The sequence below is a fragment of the Cyclobacterium xiamenense genome, from assembly GCF_042140265.1.
Taxonomy (GTDB): domain Bacteria; phylum Bacteroidota; class Bacteroidia; order Cytophagales; family Cyclobacteriaceae; genus Cyclobacterium; species Cyclobacterium xiamenense_A.
Window position 1 is genome coordinate 2,846,407 of record NZ_CP159481.1, and the last position, 24,037, is coordinate 2,870,443.

Genomic DNA, 24,037 nt, shown 5'->3' on the forward strand with positions numbered 1-24,037 from the left:
ATTAAATCCGGAAGTTGCCCAAGGGCTTTTTCCGGAATATCCAAGTCGTTCCAGAAAAATTGACAACCTGCCTGTATAAAATTGGCGCATTGGCAACTTTGGTACAAATGTTGTTGTTATTTAATTAAATACTTCTTCATTGAAGGAGAATTGTTTTTAATTAGTATAAACCATTAATACCAGATAGTATGAAATCAGCGAAAGTAATTTTAAGTGCATTGGCAGGAGTAGCAGTAGGGGTACAGATTGGCTTGTTGATTGCCCCGGAAAAAGGCAAGGATACCCGGAAAAAGCTAACCAAAAAGGGAGAAGAATACTTGAAGGACATCAATGGTCAAATCGATGGGCTCTTAAAAGGCATGAACGAGAAAATGGACAAGATGAACAAGAACATCGCTACCGTGGCCGAAGAGACCAAAGCGAGGGGAAAAGAACTTCTGGCCGAGGCAAAGGAAAAAGCCAAATAACACCACTCGGGTAAGTAGGGCCAATGAAAGATCATTGGCCTTTTTTATTTTAACCAATCACCATAAACATGTCATTGAAAAACACAACCGCGATTATCACCGGTGGAAACACCGGAATCGGCTACGGAATTGCCGAGGCATTGGCCGCTGAGGGCGTCAACGTGGCCATCAGCAGCCGTAGTCTTCAACGAGCCGAGGAGGCTGCAGAAAAGATTCGAAATAGTCCCCGAACCAAGGGTGAGGTACTTCCTCTGGAAGTCGACGTACGGGATTTTGATGCCCAAAAGAAAGCGGTACAGGATGTGCTTCGGAAATGGGGCAAGCTTGATTATTTTGTGGCTAACGCCGGAGTTGGGCATTTTGCGCCAATTCAGGAACTCTCCGTCGAAAAATGGCAGGAGACGATTGATACCAATCTCACTGGCGTGTTTTACGGTATCAAGGCCTCGATAGACGCGTTAATATCCACCAAGGGCTTTTTCTTAACCATTTCCAGCCTTGCCGGAACCAATTTCTTTGCGGGTGGATCTGCCTATAATGCCAGTAAATTTGGTTTGACGGGATTTTCCCAGGCCATCATGCTGGATTTGCGGCAGGAGGGTGTTCGGGTAAGTACCATCATGCCGGGATCGGTGGCCACAGGGTTTAACGAACACCAAGTGAGTGAAAAGGATGCCTGGAAAATACAGATTGAAGATATCGGAGAAATGGTCGTCGGTCTTTTTAACTTAGATCCTCGCACGCTGCCGAGTAAAATTGAGGTCCGCCCTAGCATGCCGCCGAAAAGGTAATTCGCGAAAGAGGCGGTAAATGCCTTTGATGACCGGTGCCCGGAAAGGGGGTACCGGTATTTTTTTGACGGAGCGGACGGTTCTTTTTTTGAATCGGTTCAGACATCGTATCGTAGAAATGGCTTGGCTCCGGGTTTTTGTAGCAGTATGCAGTAGAAGGGTGATTTTATGGGCTGGTTTTCTTAAGAGGTTGGATTTTTCTGATGGCATTTTCCGCTTATTGAAAACTCGAGGTAATTTCAGAAATTCGAATAGGTTTCGCTAACTTCATAAGATTGAACCGATTACTTGGCATGGGTCGGTCCACTCACTCGTCATTTGGCGGTTTTAGATGAGGAAATTTGCTTTTCGTGGAATAGTCATGAGTGCCTAGTTGATTTTTTTAGTACATTGAACCGTAAACAAGGAGAAGTTCCAACTATTTAACCAGTAAAAACCGAAATCGTATACCCATTCCACTAGAAACTATGGACACAGCACTCAATCGAAGAAAATTTATGGGAAAAGCGGCCCTTGCGGGTGTAGGCATAACCCTGGCACCGCAGGCAATCAGCTTCGCCTCTTCCCTGCCCAGAAACGGTAAGCGGGTGGGCATTATTGGCCTGGATACCTCGCACAGCCTGGCCTTCACCAAAGCCTTTAATGCGGCCGATGCAGCTGCCGACCTGGGCGGCTATAAAGTAGTGGCCGCCTATCCTCATGGAAGCCGAGATATTGCCTCTTCTGTCAATCGAATTCCCGGTTACACAGAAGAGATTCAGCCCTTAGGTGTAGAAATTGTTGATTCCATCGCAGCCCTTTTGGATAGGGTAGATGTGGTGCTTTTGGAGACGAACGACGGCAGGCTCCATTTGGAGCAGGCGCTGGAAGTGTTTAAGGCGGGCAAAACCGTTTTTATCGACAAGCCGATTTCAGCTTCGTTGGTCGATGCCATTGCTATTTTTGCGGCGGCTAAAAAATACAAGGTACCGGTATTTTCCAGCAGCTCTCTCCGCTACATGGAGAACGCCACTGCTGTACGCAATGGAAAGGTAGGAAAGGTGATGGGGGCCGAAGCATATAGCCCGGCGACGTTGGAACCCACCCACCCGGATTTGTTTTGGTACGGCATACATGGGGTCGAAACCCTTTATACCCTGATGGGAACGGGTTGCGAAACCGTGCAGCGGACGTTTACACCCGGGGCAGATGTAGTGGTTGGAACCTGGGAAGGTGGCCGGATCGGGACTTTTCGGGGCACCCGCTCTGGTAAAAGTGGCTACGGAGGTAGAGCCTTTGGAGAAGAAGGCATCCTGGACATGGGATCTTATGGAGGATACCGACCACTTTTAGTGGAGATTGCAAAGTTTTTTGATTCCGGGAAAGCACCTGTCTCTGAGGAAGAAACGATAGAAATCTTTGCTTTTATGCAGGCTGCCGACGAAAGCAAAAAAATTAACGGGCAGGCTGTTTCCTTGCAGGCCGTTTTGGACAAAGGCCGAAGGGAAGCCGCCCAAATCAGCATTTAAATTACACCCATTATGATGAAAAATAGCAGAAGAACGTTTGTAAAAAAAGCCATAGCAGGGGCAACTCTCGCATCCGTCGGTGGCGTGCTTCCCGGCATGTCAGCCAAAAGCTATGGCAAAATCCTTGGAGCCAATGACCGCATTCTGGCGGCCAGCATGGGGGTGGTTAGCAGGGGCCATGCCGTGGGAACCAATTTTGCCGGTCAGGAACAATGTGAGGTAATCTATAGCTGCGACGTAGATCGCCGTGCCGCCGAAAAATTTGCCGGTTCGGTAAATGAGATACAGGGAAGGGCTCCGAAAATCGAAAAAGACGTGCGCAAGGTACTGGAAGACAAAGAGGTGGACGTATTGATTGTAACTGCCCCGGACCACTGGCATGCCCCGGCCGCACTAATGGCCTTGAAGGCAGGGAAACATGTCTACCTGGAAAAGCCATGCAGTCACAACCCCCATGAGGGAGAGCTCCTGATGGCAGCGCAAAAGAAATACAATAAGGTAGTACAAGTCGGGAATCAGCGCCGCTCCTGGCCCAACGTGATGAAAGGCATTGAGGAGTTGCACAACGGAGTGATCGGCAGGCCCTATATGGCCAAAACCTGGTATGCCAATAACCGCGGCCCTATAGGTGAAGGAAAGCAGGTGCCCGTGCCAGAATGGCTGGATTATGAACTTTGGCAAGGACCTGCCCCAAGAGAGGCTTACCGGGACAATATCCTGCACTACAACTGGCATTGGTTCTGGAACTGGGGTACCGGTGAAGCCCTGAACAATGGCACCCATATGGTGGACCTGGCGCGCTGGGGATTGCAGGTGGATTATCCTACCCGGGTAAATTCTTCCGGCGGCAGGTATCGCTACAATGACGACTGGGAAACCCCGGATACCCAAATTATCAATTTGGAATTTGACAACAATTCGGTGATCACCTGGGAGGGCAGAAGCTGCAACGGCAAGCATATTGAAGGCGGAAGCGTAGGCACCTTGTTTTATGGCGAAGAGGGTAGCCTGCTGATTGAAGGAGGAAATTCCTACAAGATATTCAACCTGAAAAATGAATTGGTGAAGGACGTGAAAAACGATCAGGTAATCGACCCGACCAACCGGACCAATCCGGCGCAGGCACTCGATGCCTTGCACATTCAAAACTTTTTTGAGGGCATTACCAACGGAACCGAAGTTCGGTCCGAGGTCGTCGGCGCCCATAAAAGTACGCTATTGGTTCAGTTGGGAAATATTTCCCAGCGGGTAGGACGTACATTGGATATTGACGCAAAAACCGGTAAAATTCAATACGATCCCACCGCAATGGAACTCTGGAAGCGGGAGTACGAGCCCGGTTGGGAACCCAGTGTTTAAATTCTCTAATATCTCAAAAGGCCAAACAAACCTGGTTTGGCCTTTTCCTTTTAATCACCTTAATCATCTGTTATGGAGTTGAGTACCGTTGACCTGATTGTGATTGGTCTGTTTTTTTTACTGATGCTTTTGATCGGCGTCTGGTCGTATTTCAGAAATACCGATTCGGAGGACTACTTTGTGGCGGGTGGCAAGCTTCCCTGGTGGTTATCCGGAATCAGCCACCATGTATCGGGTTACAGCGGGGCAGTTTTTGTTGCCTATGCCGGTTTGGCCTACACGCATGGTTTTTCGGTGTATATCTGGTGGGCACTTACGATCGGTACTACGGTGATGATTTCAGCCAAGGTATTCCCCGTTTTCTGGGTAAGGCTTCGAAAGCGGTTTAAAATCCAATCACCCCTGGAGTTTCTGGAAACCCGGTACAACCTGGCTACCCAGCAATTGATGGCCTGGAGTGGTGTTATTTTGAAATTGTTTGATATTGGCGCCAAATGGGCGGCCATTGCCATATTATTAAACGTATTTACCGGCATTTCCCTCGCTTGGGGTATTTTGATATCGGGGGGAATTTCCCTGTTGTACATTACTTTTGGCGGACTTTGGGCCGTGATCATCACCGATTTTGCCCAGTTTATCGTACAGATAATTGCCGGACTGGTGATGTTTGTGGTGGTCGTACAAAAGCTGGGCGGATTGGAATCCGTTTTCACCGTTTGGGATCAGTTGCCTGAAGGCAATTCGCAGGCGTTTAACGATCCCTATACGGTAGGTTTTGCGTTGGCCTTTTTGTTTATCAATTTCTTATCCTACAATGGGGGGCAATGGAACCTGGCTACTCGCTATATTTCCGCTCCTACTGAGCGGCAGGCATCAAAAGCCGCCTGGCTTTCAGGAGCTTTGTACCTGGTTTGGCCATTGATTTTGTTTTTTCCCATGTGGGCTGCACCGGTTCTCCTGCCCGATATGGAAGACCCTACCCAGTCCTATGGCATTTTGACCATGGAGCTGCTACCGATTGGATTGATCGGCCTGGTGATCGCTTCCTTGTTTGCCAATACCATGTCCATGACTTCGTCCGATATCAACACCATTTCGGCCGTGATTTCCCGGGACATTTTACCGGCCCTTAACAAAAAATTCCGAAAGGAAGCTACTTCACTCACCACCGCAAGGATTACTACCTTTCTGTTCACCCTTGGGACTATCGTGATCGCGCTACAGTTCGAGCGCTTTGGTGGGGTATTGGGACTGATCATCAGTTGGTTTGGTGCGTTGGTAGGGCCCATCGCCATCCCCATGCTTTTTGGCCTGATTCCCTGGTTCAAGTCCTGTGGGCCGAAGGCAGCCATTGGATCCATTCTGGTTGGACTACTGGCCTTTGTGATCACTAAAAATGTGGAATTAAACAGCCTGGCCCTGGAAGTAAGCCTGCCGGTATTGTCGTCGGCTTTCACCTATATATTGGTAGGCTTTCTGGAAAGGGATACCGTACCCGATAAAGTCAAACAAATGCTGTCGGATATAGCGCAGGAGTAGCCTTACGCGTCCCAATCCTCCTTGCCAAGGTGCACCACAGATTACTCAGATTAGCACAGATTAAAAGATCAGTACTAACGAACTGTATGCGTTTTAATGAAAGACTATCTTGACGGCTAGTCTATGGTATTCAGCTGTCGGACAGTTTTGGGGATTAGAAATTCCCCACCATCTGAACCGCGGAATTACAAATTCTGTGGAGCGGGTAAACGCAAAAGTAGGAACGTACCTATTATTTTCCAAAATGACAAAATCCCCCTTTACAAAGGGGGAAGGGGGATTTATTTCGTAAATGAAGAACAAAACTGATTCCGTAATAATGGTTTTGCAATCCCAATAACTTACCAGCACTGGGCGAAGTATACTACTTCACTCAACTATTTTCGGAATCATAAACAGATAAAACCTGCCAAAAGGCCATTTGTAATGGCTTATCGTATTCTTTTTTAAGAACGATTTTTATACGGCTGGTCTTTGACTTCCGGCTTTACAAATGCCTCCAAATAGGTAAATAATCGGATAGCAAGGGATGTAGTTGCAATCTACATCCAGGGAGGACGTAGTGTTACCCAGAGAGAGAACCAATTGGTAAAGCTTTAAAATTACCTCGAAAACTCTCGTAATTATTCAGGCTAAAAGGAACATTTTTTTTCGGTATTTTATTGCTGTTTTTGAGTTTCAACATACCCGTTTTCAGCATTAAAATCGGGAAAAACTAAAAAAATATTATTATTATAATGCAATAAAAAATACTAATAATTATTTTCCTAAACTTGTAGGAAATCCCATTTCCGACACCTACATTTCGGAAAAAAAGCATGATTAAATTTTTAATAACAAGCCTATTGCTGACAGGGTTTTTTCGAACAGCTTTAGCACAAGAGAACGAAACAGGGGAGGCAGCCCAGGCTTTTCTTCCCGCAAAAGACTACAGCCTGGGTATCAACAGCCAGTTTGCGATGGATAGATTATTGGATCCGGAGACATTCACGCCCATCGAGTTTTTGCTGCGCAGGGGGCTGCCGGGTGACCGCAGCCTCCGGCTAAGGGCCAGGGGCTGGGTGGAGAATACGAATAAGATAGAAGGAGAAGAAAACCGGAGGATCCAGCAATCCCGCTTTGCCATTGCTCTGGGACATGAGTGGCACCATCCCATCAACAAAAAACTCGGTTATTATTTTGGGGCAGATCTGGAGAAGGGTTGGGATATCCACAATACTACGAGAAATTATTCCTATTACTCCGAGACTTACGGGAGCGTTAAGGTAAGGAGATATGATTTTATTACTACACAATCATTAGGTTTGGTCCCTATTGTTGGCTTTACCTATTCCCCGATGCATTACTTTTTTGTTTCCTACGAAATGCGGATGGAAATATTCTATAACAATACAAAATCGAGAAAGGATGGCTTTGCAAAATCCTCCGCTAACCCTGATGGGTCAGAGACACATTCCATCGGAGGACATGATGCAAAGGCCTGGGTTTTTGATTTTCAACCCTATTCCGGAATTTTTATTAACCTTAAATTTTAGAACAATGAAAGAAAATCTAAATGTGGATATAGCTTCAGGCAGCTATTATGTCCATATCCAACATCCTGACGGCGTAATAAAAAGGCAAATACTAATAAAATAATAAATCTTTTCCTGACGGGATTGTTAACACAGAGAACAATCCCGTCATTATTTTCATTAACCTAACCAAAGAAGATACATGTATCAGCGGATATTCTCAGGGCTATTTTTCCTAATGAGCCTCGCCACAGCATCAGCCCAAAACGATTCTTCAAAATGGAGCCAATTAGACTCCACAAGCCGTTACGAGCTTGGTCTCAATACCTATTTTGCCTTCGATCAGTTGATGGATCAGCACCAGCGGACCCCGTTGGAATTGATGCTGAGAAAAAAGATTCATGAACAAAACAGGATCCGTTTGCGGGTCTTTGGAATGGTGAGCAGGTATAAAAAAATAGAGGCAGAATTTACCAATATTGACGGTTGGTCAACTATAGGCCTGGCCCTGGGCTATGAATGGATCAAACCCCTCGCAAGGAGATGGGAGGGATATTATGGACTGGAACTGGAAGGGAGCAGAGAGCACAGCAGGTCCTTTTTTGAGCAGCCGGACCTGGACCCGGAAACCAATTATCTTGAAAATACGGACAAGTACGAGCGGGGAATCAGGTTTTCCCTCTCCCCCCTGGCAGGCCTCCGTTTTAGGCTAACTTCGCGCTTGCTGCTTAGTACAGAGTTTCGCCTTTCAGGGTATATGGGAGAGCAACAATATACCGAACACATGGCCATAAGGACTAACGAAGAAGGCAGTCAAAATCAGATTCAGTCCTCCGAAGGTTATACAGTGAAGCTAAATGGTTTGCGCTTTCAGCCTTATACCGGGATATTTTTAAACTACCGGTTTTGATGTTTGTAATGGCCAACTGGACCTGCTAAAAACGGGGGCACCACAGATTACTCCGATTAACACAAATAAAAAAATCATTTATTGGGCGAGGTATGCTACGTTATCCAGGGGATGTAGTTGCAAACTACACCCAGAGAGGGTAACTTACTACCGCTGGGTGAAGTATGCTACTTCACTCAACTATTTTCGGAATCATAAACAGATAAAACCTGCCAAAAGGCCATTTGTAATGGCTTATCGCATTCTTTTTTAAGAACGATTTTTATACGGTTGGTCGTTGGTTTCCGGCTTTACAATTGCCTCCTAATAGGTAACCAATGGGATAGCAAGGGATGTAGTTGCAAACTACACCCAGAGAGGGAGCTTGCCCTGACTTTTTCAGACGTGATCTCTATACAGCCATCAGTATGCTTTGGATGGAACGCAGGTTAAAAATTGTCAAAACTATTTTTTATTTATTTTCATAACGTATTTTTAGGTAAAATTACATTTAGGTTAACGATATGATTGATTTTTCCAGCGAAATAAAGGTGTTCTCTTGCCTAGTGCTTTTTCAAGCTTCTATTTTTAATGGATCATCGCAGGGGATCAGGGGTTTGGTCACTTCAGAAGAAGGCAGCCCCCTGGCTTACGCCACCGTTTTTGCAAGGAATCTGAATGATGGCATTCCCACCAACCAGGATGGAAGGTTCGAATGGAAACTACCACCCGGAAACTACGATATCATTTTCCAGCACCTCGGCTACCAGTCTAAATTACAGACTGTAGAAATAAAAGATAGTTGGGTAGAACTGAATGTACGTTTGGAAATGCAAACATTTGCCTTGCAGGAAGTAGAGGTAAAGGGGGATCAGGAAGATCCGGCACTTACCGTCATGCGAAAAGCCATCGCAAAAGCAAAATTTCACCGCCTTCAGGTTCAGGAATACAGCATGATGGTGTACATCAAAGGCACCGGAGAACTGACCAATGCCCCCTTTTTTTTAAAAAAGAAACTGAAAGAGGAGGGGGTTGGACTCAATGAAGCCTATACTTCGGAATCGGTTTCTAAAATTCACTTTAAGCAGCCAGATGAAATTACGGAGACGGTCATCAGTATACGGTCCACTGGTGAAAACAACCAAACTTCACCTGCTCCCTATATCGGGGCCAGTTTTTACGATGACCAAATCAATGGCGTTGTTTCTCCGCTCTCCAGGGCTGCCTTTGTTTATTACCGGTTCCGATTAGCAGGAAATTTTTTTGATAACGGGGTTTTGGTAAATAAAATTCGAGTTATTCCCCGGTCAAAAGGAGAAAAGGTATTTGATGGGTATATCTATATCGTTGAGGATTTATGGGCCATTCATAGCCTGAATTTGAAAACTTCCCTCATGGGTTTTGATATTGGGGTAACCCAGCAATATGCTCCGGTAGAAGAAAATATTTGGATGCCCCTGACCCATACCTACACGTTCGGGGGAACGTTTTTTGGTTTTGCCGGGGAATACCAATACCTGGCATCAACAAGGGATTACCAAATCACCCTGAATCCCGATCTTCTGGTGGATACCAAGATTCTGGATGAAAAGGTAGAGGAGATTCCCGAACACCTTCCGGAAGTTACCAAAAGCGCTGACCCCATCGAACAGTTGGAAGCGGCTGATCAGATGAGCAGAAAGGATTTCAGAAAAATGGTCAATGCCTATGAAAAGGAATCGCTAAAGGAAAGAGAGCAGGCGGAGGTCCTATCCGAAAGAACCTATACCGTAGATTCCATGGCCAGGAAAAGAGATCTTGTCTATTGGGATAGCATTCGGCCGGTCCAACTGACAGCCAAAGAGATACAAGGCTATCGCAGGGATGATAGTTTGGCTGTGGTAGAAGCGGCCCGGGAAAGTGATGTTGACTCCGTGGCTCAAAAAGCCAAAAGAAAATTCCAACCACTTGATTTTCTAACGGGTGGAGATTACAATTTTGGGAAAGGCAGGTCTGCCGGTTTTCATTCCAATTGGACCAACCTATCATTCAACACGGTAGAAGGGTTTAAAATCGGATTTTCAGGATACTATCGGGCTGAAAAGAACACCAAAATGGCAGACAGTGTAACCAATCACCTGCGGTCCTGGAATTTCAGACCAGCATTCAGGTATGGTTTTGCAAGTAAAAAGCCCTACGGAATGCTGCACATCAGGCGCTCGGTGACCAAAGGAAGGCCGGGCCATACCTGGGGTATAGAAGGAGGGAAATTCATTTACCAATACAATGGGGAGGACCCCATCAATGAGCAGGTTAATGCCCTTTATTCCTTATTTTTCAGGCAGAATTACATGAAACTGTATGAGAAAACCTTTACCAGATTATACCTGGCGCACAGAATTACGGATGCCTTCACCTATAGGGTGAATATTAGATTCGAGGATCGGGTGAATCTGGAGAACAATTCCGACTATAGTTTTTACAATAAGCCGGAACGAATGTATGGTTCCAATCGACCAGTCAACCAGGAAGCAGGGAATGAAGCTTTTGCAAATAATGAGGCCGTATTGCTAAGCGGTTCCATTGAGTGGAGACCGGGATTGAAATATCGGATAAGAAACGGAAGAAAATTCCCTTTAATGGAGACTGCGCCCCTGGTGAAATTTAACTATAACAAAAATTTCTCCGGAGCTGGTAAATTCGATCACCTGGAAGTAGGGGTGGAGCATGCACTTAATTTTGGCGTAAGTGGCAAATTGGATGTAAACGTGCAAACGGGTACTTTCCTGAACAGCTCCCAGGTCTATTTTATGGATTTCAAACATTTTGGAGGTAACCGGACCATTTTTAGTAATATGGGGGCGGCCAGCAATTTCCGATTTTTGGATTATTACCAATACAGCACAGCAGGTCCTTATTTCAGTAGCATCCTGCATTATCAATTCAGAAAATTTCTTTTTACCCAATTGCCGATGCTCCGGTTTTCAGGAATCCGTGAAAATCTATTTTTCAATTATTTAAAAACCGAAAACGCTCCCCATTATTGGGAGTTGGGTTATTCATTGGACAACTTGTATCGGATTTTCCGGGTAGAGATTGGCGCAGGGTTTGAAAACGGCAATTACAAAAGAGGCGGGATTCGCTTTGGTATCGCTACTTTCATTCAGGTCAATGTAGGGGAATAAAGTTTGATTGCGAGGGAATATCCACCTGGAAAATATTTTAAAATAAGAGCTGTCAGGGTAAATCTAAACCATTCCATTAACCTTTATTTTTTTACCCCGGGTTCCAAGAAGGGGGGAAAAAACGGTAAGAAGCCAACTGCTGTGATGCTGGCATTTTCTGATCGTCTATCGTAATGACAATATTCAATCCTAAAACTGGACAATAGCATTTTATATCATGCCTTTCCGGCCTTGGTATATGGCTGGGAATTTTGACAGGTTGTAAATGTAGGTTTTTGTTTTGAATTTTGCCATGCCGGTCCGAAACGGAAGTGGGCGCTGCTGAGGAGCAACCCACCAGGGATAGGGCTGGCCGACCGAAACGGGTTCCAAGGCTGTCCAGTGGGCAGCCTTTTTGTCTCCCTGTTTTGGGAGTTTTATTCCTTTGGAAAACCTTACGCCGCATATTCAGAAGGGGTTTGGTATCCCAGTGACTGGTGGGGTCTCTGATTGTTGTAATCTTGTTTCCATGTATCGGCTAGGTCTTGAGCATGCGCAACGGAACTGAATAGGTAAGCATCAAGCACATCTTCCCGGAAGGTTCTATTGAACCGCTCTACGATTCCGTTCTGCTGGGGTTTTCCTTTCTGGATTGGCGACCACGTTATCTGCTGGTCGCTCATCCATGCCTGAAACTTCTTGCTTCTGAATTCAGGACCGTTGTCGGTTCGGATACGCCTGGGCTTGCCCTGAAATTCAATCATACGCTCCAGGTATTCGATTACACGTACAGACGGCAGGCTGTGTGCCACCGCAATCCCCATGCAGGCACGGTTGAAATGATCCACCACGTTCAGCGTCCTGAATTTTCTCCCGTTTTCCAACGTGTCAGACATAAAGTCCATTGCCCACTCTTGGTTGGCCACTAATGGAATCTCAATCGGATTGGCGGGCTGATTCTTGATCCTGCGTTTCAGACGCCTGTGCAGGCTAAATCCCTCTTGCTCGTACACGCGCCTGATCTTGCTACCACTAATGTGAGGATACTTTTTCTGCACCAGGCAGATCACCTTGTTTCTGCCTTTTCGGCTACAGCCTATCACCTGCTCAATCATCGTTTTGATCTGGGCATCTTTTGCTGGCATTTTCTTCTGGTAATACTTTGTGGTTCTGGATACCGATACGACGCTGCACGCCCATGCATGGGACACCTTGTAGGTATCTTCAAGGTAGGTCACCTGTTCCTGCTTTTGCACGGGCGTCAGGGCTTTTTTGACAAAAGATCTTTGATCATGTCAATCTCCAGACTTTGGTTGGCCACTATTCTCTTCAAGCGACTGTTTTCTTCCTCCAGGCTTCTGAGACGACGAAGTTCTTGCACATCCATGCCCGAATATTTATTCCGCCAGCTGTAAAACGTCGCAGAACTGATGCCGTACTTCCGGCATATATCTTCTACTTTGTGGCCGTCCTCTTGCAGTTTGAGGATCTTGATGACCTGCTCTTCGCTAAATTTGCTCTTTTTCATAATCACTAAGTTAAAAATTCTAGTTTTAACCTGTTCAAAAAAAGCAGCCTAGTACCCCTTCAAAGGTTATGGTTTTTGGAGCAGGATGGAAGGCGTTAAGAAAATGAGTTAGCTCCCACAAGGAGATCCACTCATTTTTAGCCTGGAATCCAGATTCAAAAATCAAATGATGGCAACGTAAAAGTAATTTATTCCCTGCACCATAACCCATCATTTGAAATAACATTTGACAGCCTTGACTTTTTTGGTTCGTTTTTGTGTCAAGACAAAAATGAACAGGAAGAAGTAAAGGTAAAAAAGGCTCCTAAGCAGTTTCAGCTCGTAATACCTGGGTGCCGAGGCGTAAATAGACCAATGCATATTTCGAGTTTATTGTTAATTTGGGAATTTGAAGTCAATTGGTTTATGATGCGTAGGTTTATGATCCCGATGATGTTATTTTCAATACTGATTTTGGTGGCTTACGGGTTGGTATACGCTTTTCAGGAGAAGTTTTTTTTCTTTCCTGAAAAACTAAAAGACAATTTCCTCTTTCAATTTGACCAAAAATTTGAAGAAATGAACATCCCGATGACAGATGGCATTACCTTAAATGGATTGCTATTCAAAACCGAAAATCCAAAAGGCCTCATTTTTTACCTGCATGGAAATGCAGGATCATTAAGAACCTGGGGTGGGGTAGCAGAGGTATTTACCAAATTAGGTTATGACCTTTTTATCCTGGATTATAGAGGTTATGGAAAAAGCGAAGGGGTGATTCAGGGTCAGGCACAACTGTATGAGGATGTTCAAAGGGCTTATGATGTGTTGAAAGGTAGGTATTCAGAGCAGAAGATCATCGTTTTGGGATATTCGATGGGCACGGGTCCGGCTACAAAACTGGCTTCCGTCAATCATCCCAAATTGTTGATTTTGCAGGCACCCTATTATAGCTTATCCGATCTGGTGCAACACTATTTCCCTATTTTTCCGTCATTTTTACACAAGTATCCTTTTGAAAATTTCCGGCATATCCAAAACTGTACCATGCCGGTGGTGATTTTTCACGGTGATCAGGACGAAGTCATTTATCCGGGGTCCTCCATTAAATTAAAAGCACATTTTAAAGAGCAGGACAGCCTGATCATGCTAAAGGGTCAGCAACACAATGGAATGACGTTTAACCCTGAATATCAATTAAAAATAAAAGAAATATTGAATCAATGACCCGTAACTGAATAGTTAACGGATCTTTATTTATTCGGAAATCATACATTTCAAATTGAAAACGAATTGTTCGTTATGATAAAAATTTGAAGAATTATCAAAATAATTAAGTTGTTATTCTACTTTATTTAAACTTTTATTTTGAAAAATGGATTACTTCACCTGCGCTGAAAGGGTTAGGAAGGCAGCCATTGTAAATACGAGAGAGCGGAGGAATTTGGCTTTCATCTACATCGGATTTTTTGGGAATAAGGTTCTGTAAAGACTACTTATATTTGTTGAACGCTAACATTGGATTACTTACGGCAAATTGGCTGTGAATGGCTTTTTACCCAAATGCCTTTGCAGCCTGGGCAAGCGGTATGGCTCCTTGTACCGGAAGATGGTAGAGGTCTTTCTTGATTAGGTACTATTGACCAATAAACACTAATTTTACCTATTTCCTAGCATCCGCAAACCTGTCAGGTTTTTGGTGCTATTCAACCAACAACCAATTTTGTGGATGAAACCTGACAGGTTTTTACCCTTGTTAATTCGTCGATTGATGTGTAACGTTGGTATTTTCGGTGTTTCCTACAAAAAAATGCGTATGGACTTTATGAAGTGGTTACTCCTATTGCTCCTCCCTGGATTTTGCCATTCCGCTCTTTTGGCCCAGGAATCAGGCTTTGCTCCCTATCAACTTATTGCACACAGGGGAGGGGTGGTCAACGATACCCTGCCTGAAAACAGCCTGGCCGCCCTGGAGGAAGCCATAAAGAGGGGATACGATCGGGTGGAAGTGGATGTCAGGCTAACCAAAGACAGCCTGTTGATTACCCACCACGACCGGGATTTTAAAAGGTATTACGGTGTGGACAGGGAGGTGTCCGAGATGACCTGGAAGGAGATCCGGCAATTGAGAGGAAGTGAGGGCCAGCAGGTACTTACGCTGGAAACTGTTTTGGCCCATTGCCAGGGCAAGATCAAGGTGATGATCGATAACAAAATTTCCGGTTTTAATGAGAACCTGTTTGATTCCCTGATAGCCCTGCTGGATCAATACGATCTTCGGTCGGAAGCCCTGCTGATCGGTACCGAAGCATCCACGGAGTATTTTACCGGAAAGCTCAAACTGAGTTGCAGCATGGACCAGCTGAAGCAAAATTTGAATCGAAAAGATTTTAGCCCTGAAAATTACTACCTTTTTTCCACCGATATTTCCCCGGAGGAATTCAAATGGGCTACGGACAGGGGCTTCATGGTGGTGGCCGCAGTGAATGCCTGGGTTTTTGAAAGCGGCCGGATTTCTCGTCCGATAGAAGAGGTTGTCGAAGATTTGAAGCAGGCAGGGGTTTGTAGCTTTCAAATTGATTCCGTTTACGAGCGGTTTTTCAGGTAAGTTTAGCTCTGGGCTTTACTCCCAATTTATCCAGTCCCTGCTTATTAATTTTCCTAAATCCACAACATAACGCTGCTTTCAGTGATTGTGAAAGGGATAAACCTGTCAGGTTTCCTCTATGCAAAGATTGCTTTGGGTTGGATTTCTACAAAAACCTGACAGGTTTACGGACTTTCGAAATAAAACAGATCAAAATTTTTTTGATTGGGAAATTTGAATTGAACTGGGTTATGTACCTTGCAAAAAAGTCATATCGCCCATAAAATCTTTTCGTATGCTTGTTGAAGGCCCTTTTTCTGGTAATAGATCCCTAACTTCCAAAACACTTACCGCCGACCTGCTTGTAGTAGGTGGCGGGATGGCAGGCATCTGCGCCGCCATCACGGCAGCCCGGCAGGGCATGGAAGTCGTTCTGGTACAGGACCGCCCGGTACTGGGCGGCAATGCCTCCTCTGAAATCCGGCTTTGGATACTGGGAGCTACTTCCAGCATGGGCAATAACAACCGATGGGCCCGGGAGGGTGGTGTCATCGATGAGATCCTTTTGGAAAACCAATACCGGAATCCGGAGGGCAATGCCCTGATCCTGGATACGGTCCTGCTGGAAAAAGTGACCCAGGAAACCAACATCACCCTTTTGCTGAACACGGCCGTAAATGGATGTGAAAAAGAAGGAGACAACCGCATTGCAGCTGCCCTGGCCTTTTGTAGTCAAAACAGCACCCAATATAGGCTGGAGGCTCCGTTATTCGTGGACGCGTCGGGAGATGGCATCCTGGGGTACCTCTCCGGCGCGGCTTATCGCATTGGAGCGGAATCCAGGGAGGAATTTGATGAAGCCTTTGCACCGGAAAAGGCCTATGGAGAACTTCTGGGTCATTCCCTGTATTTCCACAGCAAGGATTCCGGAAAGCCGGTACAATTTATTCCTCCTGCCTTTGCCAATACCGACCTGCCCAGCCTTCCCCGCTTCCATACCTTTAACCTGCACGACAGGGGCTGCCGCCTCTGGTGGGTCGAATACGGGGGGAGAATGGATACCATTCACGATACGGAAACCATCAAATGGGAACTCTGGCGCATCATCTATGGCATCTGGCACCATATCAAGAATTCCGGAGAATACCTGGACATGGAAACCCATACCCTGGAATGGGTGGGCATGATCCCTGGAAAGCGGGAAAGCCGGCGTTTTGAGGGGGATTACATGCTTTCGCAACGGGATGTGGTGGAGCAGCGCACCCATCCGGATAGGGTTTCCTATGGGGGCTGGGCCCTGGACCTGCATCCGGCAGACGGCATCTATGGGGAGCTTCCCGGCTGCACCCAATGGCATGCCAAAGGGGTGTATGGCATTCCTTTTCGCTGTTTGTACAGCAGAAACATTGAAAACCTCTTTCTGGCAGGCAGGATCATCAGCGCCAGCCATGTAGCTTTTGGTTCCTCCAGGGTGATGGCCACCTGTGCCCACAATGCCCAGGCCGTGGGAATGGCTGCCGCCCTTTGCAAAGAACGGCACCTTTTGCCCCGGGATCTTCTGGAAGAGGAGCTGATGGAGAAGCTCCAGCAGCGCCTGATGGGCATGGGCCAATACCTGCCCGGTATGCCGCTGCGGGATACCGATAACCTGGCCAAAACGGCTTCGGTATCTGTTTCCTCTACTTTTAGTTTGCAGCAGTTACCGGCAGATGCCGGATGGAAAGCCCTGGACAGCAGCATGGCGCAACTGCTTCCATTGGAAAAGGGCAGGATTCCGGTTTTTACATTTGTGGTGAAGGCAAAAAAAGCAAGCAGGCTGGTTGTCCGCTTATTGCACAGTAGTCTGCCGGGAAACTTTACCCCGGACAGGCAGTTGGCGGAAAAGGAGTTTCCGGTTTCCAAAGGGGAACAGGAACTGACTGTGGATTTTGGGCTACTTTTGGATGCATCAGCTTACTATTTTATAGCCTTTGAAGCAAATCCCCTGGTAAAGCTGGGCATCAGCCAGCTTAGGCTATCCGGTTTGCTGACGGTTTTTAACCGGGTCAACCTGGACGTTGCCAAAGGTAGCCGGCAGGAACCGCCGGAAGGCCTGGGTGTAGATACCTTTGACTTTTGGTTGCCGGAAAGGCGGCCGGGAGGGCAAAACCTGGCCATCGCCTGTAATCCCCAGGTGCAGGTATACCGTCCTGAAAACCTTTTCAATGGTACCTTTCGGCCAACCACCCAAACCAATGCCTGGGTGACGGATCCAAAGGACCCGGAACCGACGCTTACTTTTTCCTGGCCGGAACAGCAGAAAATCAGGAAAATTGTCCTTTGGTTCGATACCGATTTTGACCATCCCCTGGAATCCACGCTGCGGGGCCACGATGAGCGGGTGATGCCTTTTTGTGTGCGGGAATTTCGGCTCTTTGATGAAATAGGGACGCTTCTTTACCAGGAAGCAGATAATCACCAAAGCAGGTATGAGATAGTGTTTGGTTCGACGGTTACAATAAAAAAACTGGTTCTTCAGCTCCAACACCCGGGAAAGAACGTACCAGCGGGATTGTTTGGCATTGGTGTATACGAAAGCTGAGACCCTTTACGGTCCAGGTGTTTTCGGGCGATTGCTTCAGGTACTTTCCCGGATGATCAGCCTGGATTTGATGACCTCATGCCTTTTCTCAGAAGCTTCCCCGGAATAGGCAATCTCGTCAAGCAGTACCCGGGCAGCCATTTCCCCCATTTCAAAAGAAGGTTGCGCCATGGTGGTGATGGGGGGACTGATGAAGCGACTCGTTTCATCATTCCCGAAACCGGCGATAGACAATTGCTCCGGAACTTGAATGCCCAATTGGTGGGCAGCGTGCATGGCCCCTATTGCCAGGATATCCGCAAAGCAAATGAGTCCATCCGGCTTGTCAGGATTGGCCCATAATTTTTGGAGAGCTTCCCCGGCAAGATCAAAAGTAAAATCCTCAAGGGTAATGATTAGCTGCTGCTTCACCTGTAAGCCTGCCGCCTGTAGGGCCATATGAAAGCCTTCCAATCTATCCTTGCATACCCCTAGGGCAAGCGGGCCACCGATATAAGCGATATTTTTTCTTCCTCTCGCTATCAAATGGTTGGTCAAAACAAAGGCTCCGTTTTTATCGTCTGTTTTGATCTTTGAGGTTCCCAGATTGGCACAGGCCCTTTCATAAAGCACCACGGGAACATCCCTATCAATCACATGTTGCACATGATCAAAAGTCCAGGTCTCTTTTGAAAAGGCGATAATAATGCCATCCACTTTACTATTGGCCAGGGTTTCCACAATTTCAACTTCCTTATTGAAAGATTCACCGGACTGGAAAATCATCACTTTATAGCCTTCCTGGTAGGCCATATTTTCGATACCGGCGATGGAATTGGACCAGAAGTAACGGTTTATGGTGGGAACGACCACGCCGATGATTTTGGATTTTTTACTGCTCAGGCTACTAGCCAGCAGGTTGGGGTGGTAATCCATTTGCCTGGCCATCTCCAACACGGCATTTTTTGTCTCCTTTTTAATTTCAGTGGAACCTCTCAAAGCTCTGGAAACAGTGGCAATGGAAACCTGGAGTTTTTCGGCAATGTCTTTTATGGTAGTTGGTTTTTTCAAAGTTAGGTTTGGTTTACTCGATATTGTTGCTGGTATTGTCTGTAAATTAAACCATTTGTTATCCATTTACTAAATAGTCCCATGTTAAATACCCCGACGGCTGTTTGCCTATTTTGTAAAACAACCGAACTTCGTTGAGGATTTTTTAAATGTAAACGTTTCCGATAACGTTTTCGGTATAAAAGAACAAAAATAAATAGAGCGATCGTTTTTTGTGTTGCAATATAACAGTAATTTAGAATATAATTTTAATAGTGAATTCATTATCCTATACCATTGAAAAGAAATGCGTTCAACGTTTTCTCAATTAGCTGTTTCACGATGCGAGTGAACGGTGCCTGTAAAGCGTTGACAAAACCAGGGGTATCTATTTCCCACAAACTACGTCGGGGTTATGAATAGAGCAAGTTTATCCAGGTTTTCTTTGAAATCACAAGGAATAGTTTTTTGGCTTGTTTTAGCCGTAGGGGCTTCTTGCGGCGTTGAAAAACCTACCGAAATACTTCGGGTAGAAAATTCCTTACCGGAAGAAATTGATTACAACATCCACGTAAAGCCAATCTTGTCCGATCGCTGTTTTTCGTGTCATGGCCCGGACCCCAATACCCGAGAAGCGGGTTTACGGCTAGATCATGCGGAAGCGGCCTATGGACGTTTGGCAAATGATCCGGATAAACAAGCTATTTCACCCGGGAATCTTCGTCGCAGCGAAGTTTACGAACGATTGATTTCGGAAGATCCGGAACGAATGATGCCCCCTCCTCAATCGAATTTAAGCCTTACTCCACGAGAAAAGGGCATCATCATTCGATGGATAGAGCAGGGGGCGCAGTACAAGGCGCATTGGGCGTACACCAAACCAGAAAAAGGAATGTTACCTCCAGTTTCTGATACCACCTGGCCCTATAACGAAATAGATTATTTTGTACTGGCAAAAATGGATCAAGTTGGCTTGTTTCCCAGCCCTATGGCAGAGAAAGAACGACTAATTAGAAGAGTCAGTTTGGATTTGACCGGATTGCCCCCTGATTTGGAGCTGGTTGATCGTTTTTTAGCCGATACATCTTCCAATGCCTATGAAAAGGTGGTAGACAGCTTATTGGCAACAGTTGCTTATGCAGAGAGGATGGCGCTGGACTGGCTCGATGTCGCAAGGTATGCAGATTCCAATGGCTTGCATGCGGATGGCTACCGGCTGATGTGGCCCTGGAGAGATTGGGTCATCGAGGCTTTCAATGAAAACATGCCCTACGATCGTTTTATTGAGTGGCAGGTAGCGGGCGACTTGATGCCAAATCCTTCCAAAAAGCAGGTTTTGGCTACAGCATTCAATCGGAATAACCAGACGAATTCGGAAGCCGGAATAATTGATGAAGAATACCGTTTGGAATACGTATTCGACCGTTCGGAGACAATAGGAAAAGCATTTTTAGGCTTGACGTTGGATTGTGCCCGATGCCATGACCATAAATTTGACCCACTGTCGCAAAAGGACTACTTCAGCATGGCAGCTTTTTTCAACAACATGGACGAATTGGGCATGACTGGGAATGATGGAAATTCGGGACCTTTGATGCTGTACCTGGAAGACGCGGAGGAATTGGAGCTGAAAAAGTTGAAAGCGAACATCCAATCTTTGGAAATTGAAAAGGAAAAAGCCCATGAAAATTTTCGGCAGCAGCAGGAGATCCGTAGCCTGCCCGAACAATGGTCACCCGAAAAAACGCTAAAAATGGGATTGGTTGCGCATTTCGGTTTCGATACCGTTGACGAGGGCGTTAGTCCTGACAGATCTGGAAAGATTTTGGCAAATGTGAAAGGTAGTCCGGAATTTATCTCTTCTCCGGCGGGCACCGGGATGCTTTTTAAGAACGAGTCGGACTTTTTGGAAATTCCCGGGCAGGGGCTATTTGAAATGACTTCTTCGTTTTCCTTTTCGTTTTGGGCGAAGCCAGAAAGTCAGGAACCGTATCGTTCGCTGCTGGCTAATTCGGGCAATAAAAATAATTTTTTCAGAGGATATGAGGTGTACATGGATAGCATTAATCGGTTGCATGTGCGGCTTATCCACGCGTTACCCCATAATTGTATCCACATAGCTTCCAGGTATCCAATTGTTGGGAATGATTGGAGTCACATTGCCCTTACCTACGACGGTTCTGCTTCGGCTTCCGGTACTCGGCTATACATCAATGGAAAACCATCCGCTTCCGATGTTCTCGTGGATAACCTTTACAAGAGTATCTTACCGGTGGGAGATAGTCGGGGAATTTCCGTAAAAAGGCCCTTACGACTTGCAAGAAGTTATCGTGCATTCGGTGGAGACAACGGTATTTTTACGGGTGCATTGGACGAATTGTACATCTATAACAGGGCATTGACCGAGCTTGAAATTATCCAGCTATTTTGTTACAAGGATTTTTCTCCGGTGAGGCAACATAAGCGTCCTTTTATGTTGGAGCACCTGGACTTTCATACAAATAGGGAGGCCCGGGAAATTCGTGAATTGTTGCACGCGGCAAGGAACGAGCAACTTGAGATGCTGGAGAACAAGCCGGAAGTGATGGTCATGAAGGAAAGAGCCCAACCCCGTAAAACATACATGCTGGATCGCGGAGATTACAATTTGCCTACGAAGGAAGTGACAGTAGCTGTTCCAGGTGTATTACCACCTTTGGCGAACGAATGGCCTCGAAACCGGCTGGGATTGGCGAAGTGGCTCACGCATTCGGATCATCCATTGGTAAGCAGGGTAGCGGTAAACAGGTATTGGAATCAATTTTTCGGAAGAGGCATCGTCGCTTCCGTCGGTGACTTTGGCAGTCAGGGCGAATTGCCTTCTCATCCTTTATTATTGGATTGGTTGGCGGTGGATTTTATAGAATCCGGCTGGGATGTAAAAGCCCTGGTAAAGAAAATGGTATTGTCTGCTACCTACAAACAACAGTCCCTGGCAAACGAGGAATTGGCTGAGGTAGATCCGGATAATGTCTATTTAGCGAGGGGTCCACGACATCGGCTGCTGGGAGAGTTTATACGTGACAGTTACCTGCATGCCAGTGGCTTATTAGTGGATGAAGTAGGCGGACCGAGTGTCAAGCCCTATCAGCCAGAAGGATTATGGAAGGAAAAAGGAGAGTTTTCCAATTTTTTACTTACCTATATTCCCGACAAAGGGAAAGACCTGTACCGCAGGAGCATGTATACTTTTATCCGGAGAACCTCACCGCCTCCGGCCATGACTGCCTTCGATGTCCGAGGAAGAGAGGATTGCATCGTGGAGAGACAAGAAACCAATACTCCATTGCAGTCCCTGGTTTTGATGAACGACCCACAGATCATCGAGGCTTCCCGCTTGCTTGCTGAGAAAATGCAAAAAGAAGGTGGAAATAGCCTGGAAGATCAATTAACCTATGGATTCCGAAGGGTGCTGGGAAGAATGCCAGAGCCAGAAGAAATGCATATTTTCCAAAAAATGTATTTTGAAGAACTAGGTTACTTCAACCAGAATAAACGAGAGCGAAAGGCATTATTAACCGTTGGCTCCTCGAAGGTAGATCGGACCCTATCCGGGGAAAAAACAGCGGCCTTGACGATGGTGGCGAATTTAATGTTTAATCATTTCGATTTTTACACGAAACAATAGCCGTATGTCGACATTATGTTCACATGTGAACCATTATTCCAGGAGGGAATTTCTAACTAAAGCCGGACTGGGAATTGGAGGAATGGCCTTGTCCACTTTGGTCAACCCCTTTTCTTCCCAGGCCTATACGAATCCGGGAGTTGGGATTTTGGGCGGCACTCACTTTCCACCCAAAGCCAAAAGGGTCATTTATTTATTTCAAAGTGGGGGGCCTTCCCAGTTTGAATTGTTTGACTATAAACCCGAGCTAGTCAAGCGGACAGGGGAACAGCTTCCCGATTCGGTTAGGCAGGGGCAACGATTAACCGGCATGTCGGCGGGGCAACAATCCCTTCCCATGATTGGTTCACGGTTTGGTTTTGAAAGACGGGGTAAATCAGGCTTGTACGTCAGCGAGCTTTTACCCCATATCGCCTCCCTAGCTGATGAGATATGTGTCGTCAAATCCATGCATACGGAGGCCATCAACCACGATCCCGCCATCACCTTTTTCCAGACAGGTTCCCAACAGGCAGGAAGACCTTCTATAGGGTCCTGGGTAAGCTATGGACTGGGGAGCGAAAATGAGAATTTACCCGGATTTTGTGTTTTGGTATCCACCGGAAGGTCAGGTGCCCAACCCGTTTATGGAAGGCTATGGGGAAATGGCTTTTTGCCTTCTCAGTTTCAAGGGGTGCAGTTCCGTTCAGGTAAAGACCCAGTACTTTACCTGAATGATCCATCGGGTGTGGGAAGAGATCAACGTTCCAGGTATATGGGTCATTTGAAAGCCCTTTATGAACACGCGTTTCAATCCGATCCCGACGAGGAAATCAATTCCAAAATAGCTCAATACGAAATGGCTTATCGCATGCAAACATCGGTTCCAGAAACCATGGATATTTCCGGAGAACCAGACCATGTGCTGGATCTATACGGGCCCGACGTGCATATTCCGGGTACCTACGCAGCCAATTGCCTTCTGGCCAGAAGATTGGCAGAAAAAAATGTAAAATTTATTCAATTGTACCACAAGGGATGGGATCAGCATGGAAACCTTCCGAACGATATTCAAACCATGGCAAGAAGTACGGATCAACCCACAGCAGGACTGATTCGGGATTTGAAACAACGGGGGCTTTTGGACGATACGCTGGTTATATGGGGAGGTGAATTTGGGAGAACCAGTTATTCTCAAGGTCAGATAACCAAGACTATGTACGGCCGGGATCACCATCCGAGGTGCTTTTCGATGTGGATGGCTGGGGCAGGCGTGAAAAAAGGATATTCCTACGGAAAGACAGATGAACTGGGATACAATATTGTTAAGAACCCGGTACACGTACATGATTTTCAGGCCACCCTGTTGCATTTGATGGGTGTAGATCACGAGCGATTAAATTTTAAACACCAGGGTAGGAGGTATCGCCTCACCGACGTTCACGGAACGGTAGTAAAATCGCTATTGAGTTGAAAT

Annotated in this window: 16 protein-coding genes; 13 read left to right on the plus strand and 3 right to left on the minus strand. The window is 46.1% G+C overall.

Annotated elements, in window-relative coordinates:
* Window positions 1–188: 188 nt before the first annotated feature.
* The 8 genes from ABWH99_RS11885 to ABWH99_RS11920 all read left to right on the plus strand — a co-directional run bounded on the left by ABWH99_RS11885 (window position 189) and on the right by ABWH99_RS11920 (window position 11,231).
* The gene (locus ABWH99_RS11885) at window positions 189–467 is read left to right on the plus strand and encodes a YtxH domain-containing protein (RefSeq protein WP_154858981.1); all 279 of its coding nucleotides are present in this window, start codon (window positions 189–191) and stop codon (window positions 465–467) included.
* Between the two features lie 68 nt (window positions 468–535).
* A complete protein-coding gene (locus tag ABWH99_RS11890; RefSeq protein ID WP_375586494.1) occupies window positions 536–1,258 on the plus strand; it encodes an SDR family oxidoreductase in 723 nt (240 codons plus the stop codon).
* Window positions 1,259–1,725: 467 nt separating this feature from the next.
* Complete coding sequence (locus ABWH99_RS11895; protein ID WP_375586495.1) at window positions 1,726–2,766, plus strand: Gfo/Idh/MocA family protein; 1,041 nt, start codon at window positions 1,726–1,728, stop codon at window positions 2,764–2,766.
* Between the two features lie 15 nt (window positions 2,767–2,781).
* Window positions 2,782–4,125, plus strand: coding sequence for a Gfo/Idh/MocA family protein (locus ABWH99_RS11900; protein WP_375586572.1), 1,344 nt, complete (start codon window positions 2,782–2,784; stop codon window positions 4,123–4,125).
* A gap of 72 nt (window positions 4,126–4,197) precedes the next feature.
* On the plus strand, window positions 4,198–5,664 hold the full coding sequence (locus ABWH99_RS11905; RefSeq protein ID WP_375586496.1) for a sodium:solute symporter family protein: 1,467 nt from the start codon (window positions 4,198–4,200) through the stop codon (window positions 5,662–5,664).
* An 818-nt stretch (window positions 5,665–6,482) separates the two neighbouring features.
* Complete coding sequence (locus tag ABWH99_RS11910; protein ID WP_375586497.1) at window positions 6,483–7,199, plus strand: hypothetical protein; 717 nt, start codon at window positions 6,483–6,485, stop codon at window positions 7,197–7,199.
* A 181-nt stretch (window positions 7,200–7,380) separates the two neighbouring features.
* Window positions 7,381–8,088: a hypothetical protein gene (locus ABWH99_RS11915; protein ID WP_375586498.1), complete on the plus strand. Its 708-nt coding sequence runs from the start codon at window positions 7,381–7,383 to the stop codon at window positions 8,086–8,088.
* A 503-nt stretch (window positions 8,089–8,591) separates the two neighbouring features.
* Window positions 8,592–11,231: a DUF5686 and carboxypeptidase regulatory-like domain-containing protein gene (locus ABWH99_RS11920; RefSeq protein ID WP_375586499.1), complete on the plus strand. Its 2,640-nt coding sequence runs from the start codon at window positions 8,592–8,594 to the stop codon at window positions 11,229–11,231.
* A 434-nt stretch (window positions 11,232–11,665) separates the two neighbouring features.
* Here the strand turns inward: ABWH99_RS11920 and ABWH99_RS11925 are convergent, their stop codons facing one another.
* Window positions 11,666–12,466, minus strand: coding sequence for an IS3 family transposase (locus ABWH99_RS11925; protein ID WP_375585646.1), 801 nt, complete (start codon window positions 12,464–12,466; stop codon window positions 11,666–11,668).
* A gap of 5 nt (window positions 12,467–12,471) precedes the next feature.
* Window positions 12,472–12,738: a transposase gene (locus tag ABWH99_RS11930; protein WP_375585647.1), complete on the minus strand. Its 267-nt coding sequence runs from the start codon at window positions 12,736–12,738 to the stop codon at window positions 12,472–12,474.
* A gap of 429 nt (window positions 12,739–13,167) precedes the next feature.
* Between ABWH99_RS11930 and ABWH99_RS11935 the strand changes: the two genes are divergently transcribed.
* The 3 genes from ABWH99_RS11935 to ABWH99_RS11945 all read left to right on the plus strand — a co-directional run bounded on the left by ABWH99_RS11935 (window position 13,168) and on the right by ABWH99_RS11945 (window position 17,885).
* The gene (locus tag ABWH99_RS11935; protein ID WP_375586500.1) at window positions 13,168–13,944 is read left to right on the plus strand and encodes an alpha/beta hydrolase; all 777 of its coding nucleotides are present in this window, start codon (window positions 13,168–13,170) and stop codon (window positions 13,942–13,944) included.
* A gap of 598 nt (window positions 13,945–14,542) precedes the next feature.
* Window positions 14,543–15,325: a glycerophosphodiester phosphodiesterase gene (locus ABWH99_RS11940; RefSeq protein ID WP_375586501.1), complete on the plus strand. Its 783-nt coding sequence runs from the start codon at window positions 14,543–14,545 to the stop codon at window positions 15,323–15,325.
* Between the two features lie 274 nt (window positions 15,326–15,599).
* Window positions 15,600–17,885, plus strand: coding sequence for an FAD-dependent oxidoreductase (locus tag ABWH99_RS11945; RefSeq protein ID WP_375586502.1), 2,286 nt, complete (start codon window positions 15,600–15,602; stop codon window positions 17,883–17,885).
* A gap of 36 nt (window positions 17,886–17,921) precedes the next feature.
* Here the strand turns inward: ABWH99_RS11945 and ABWH99_RS11950 are convergent, their stop codons facing one another.
* Window positions 17,922–18,935 carry a LacI family DNA-binding transcriptional regulator gene (locus ABWH99_RS11950; protein ID WP_375586503.1) on the minus strand — a complete coding sequence of 338 codons (1,014 nt, stop codon included), beginning with the start codon at window positions 18,933–18,935 and terminating at the stop codon, window positions 17,922–17,924.
* Window positions 18,936–19,329: 394 nt separating this feature from the next.
* Between ABWH99_RS11950 and ABWH99_RS11955 the strand changes: the two genes are divergently transcribed.
* Complete coding sequence (locus ABWH99_RS11955; protein ID WP_375586504.1) at window positions 19,330–22,581, plus strand: DUF1553 domain-containing protein; 3,252 nt, start codon at window positions 19,330–19,332, stop codon at window positions 22,579–22,581.
* A gap of 4 nt (window positions 22,582–22,585) precedes the next feature.
* Complete coding sequence (locus ABWH99_RS11960; RefSeq protein WP_375586505.1) at window positions 22,586–24,034, plus strand: DUF1501 domain-containing protein; 1,449 nt, start codon at window positions 22,586–22,588, stop codon at window positions 24,032–24,034.
* The last annotated feature ends 3 nt before the right edge of the window (window positions 24,035–24,037 follow it).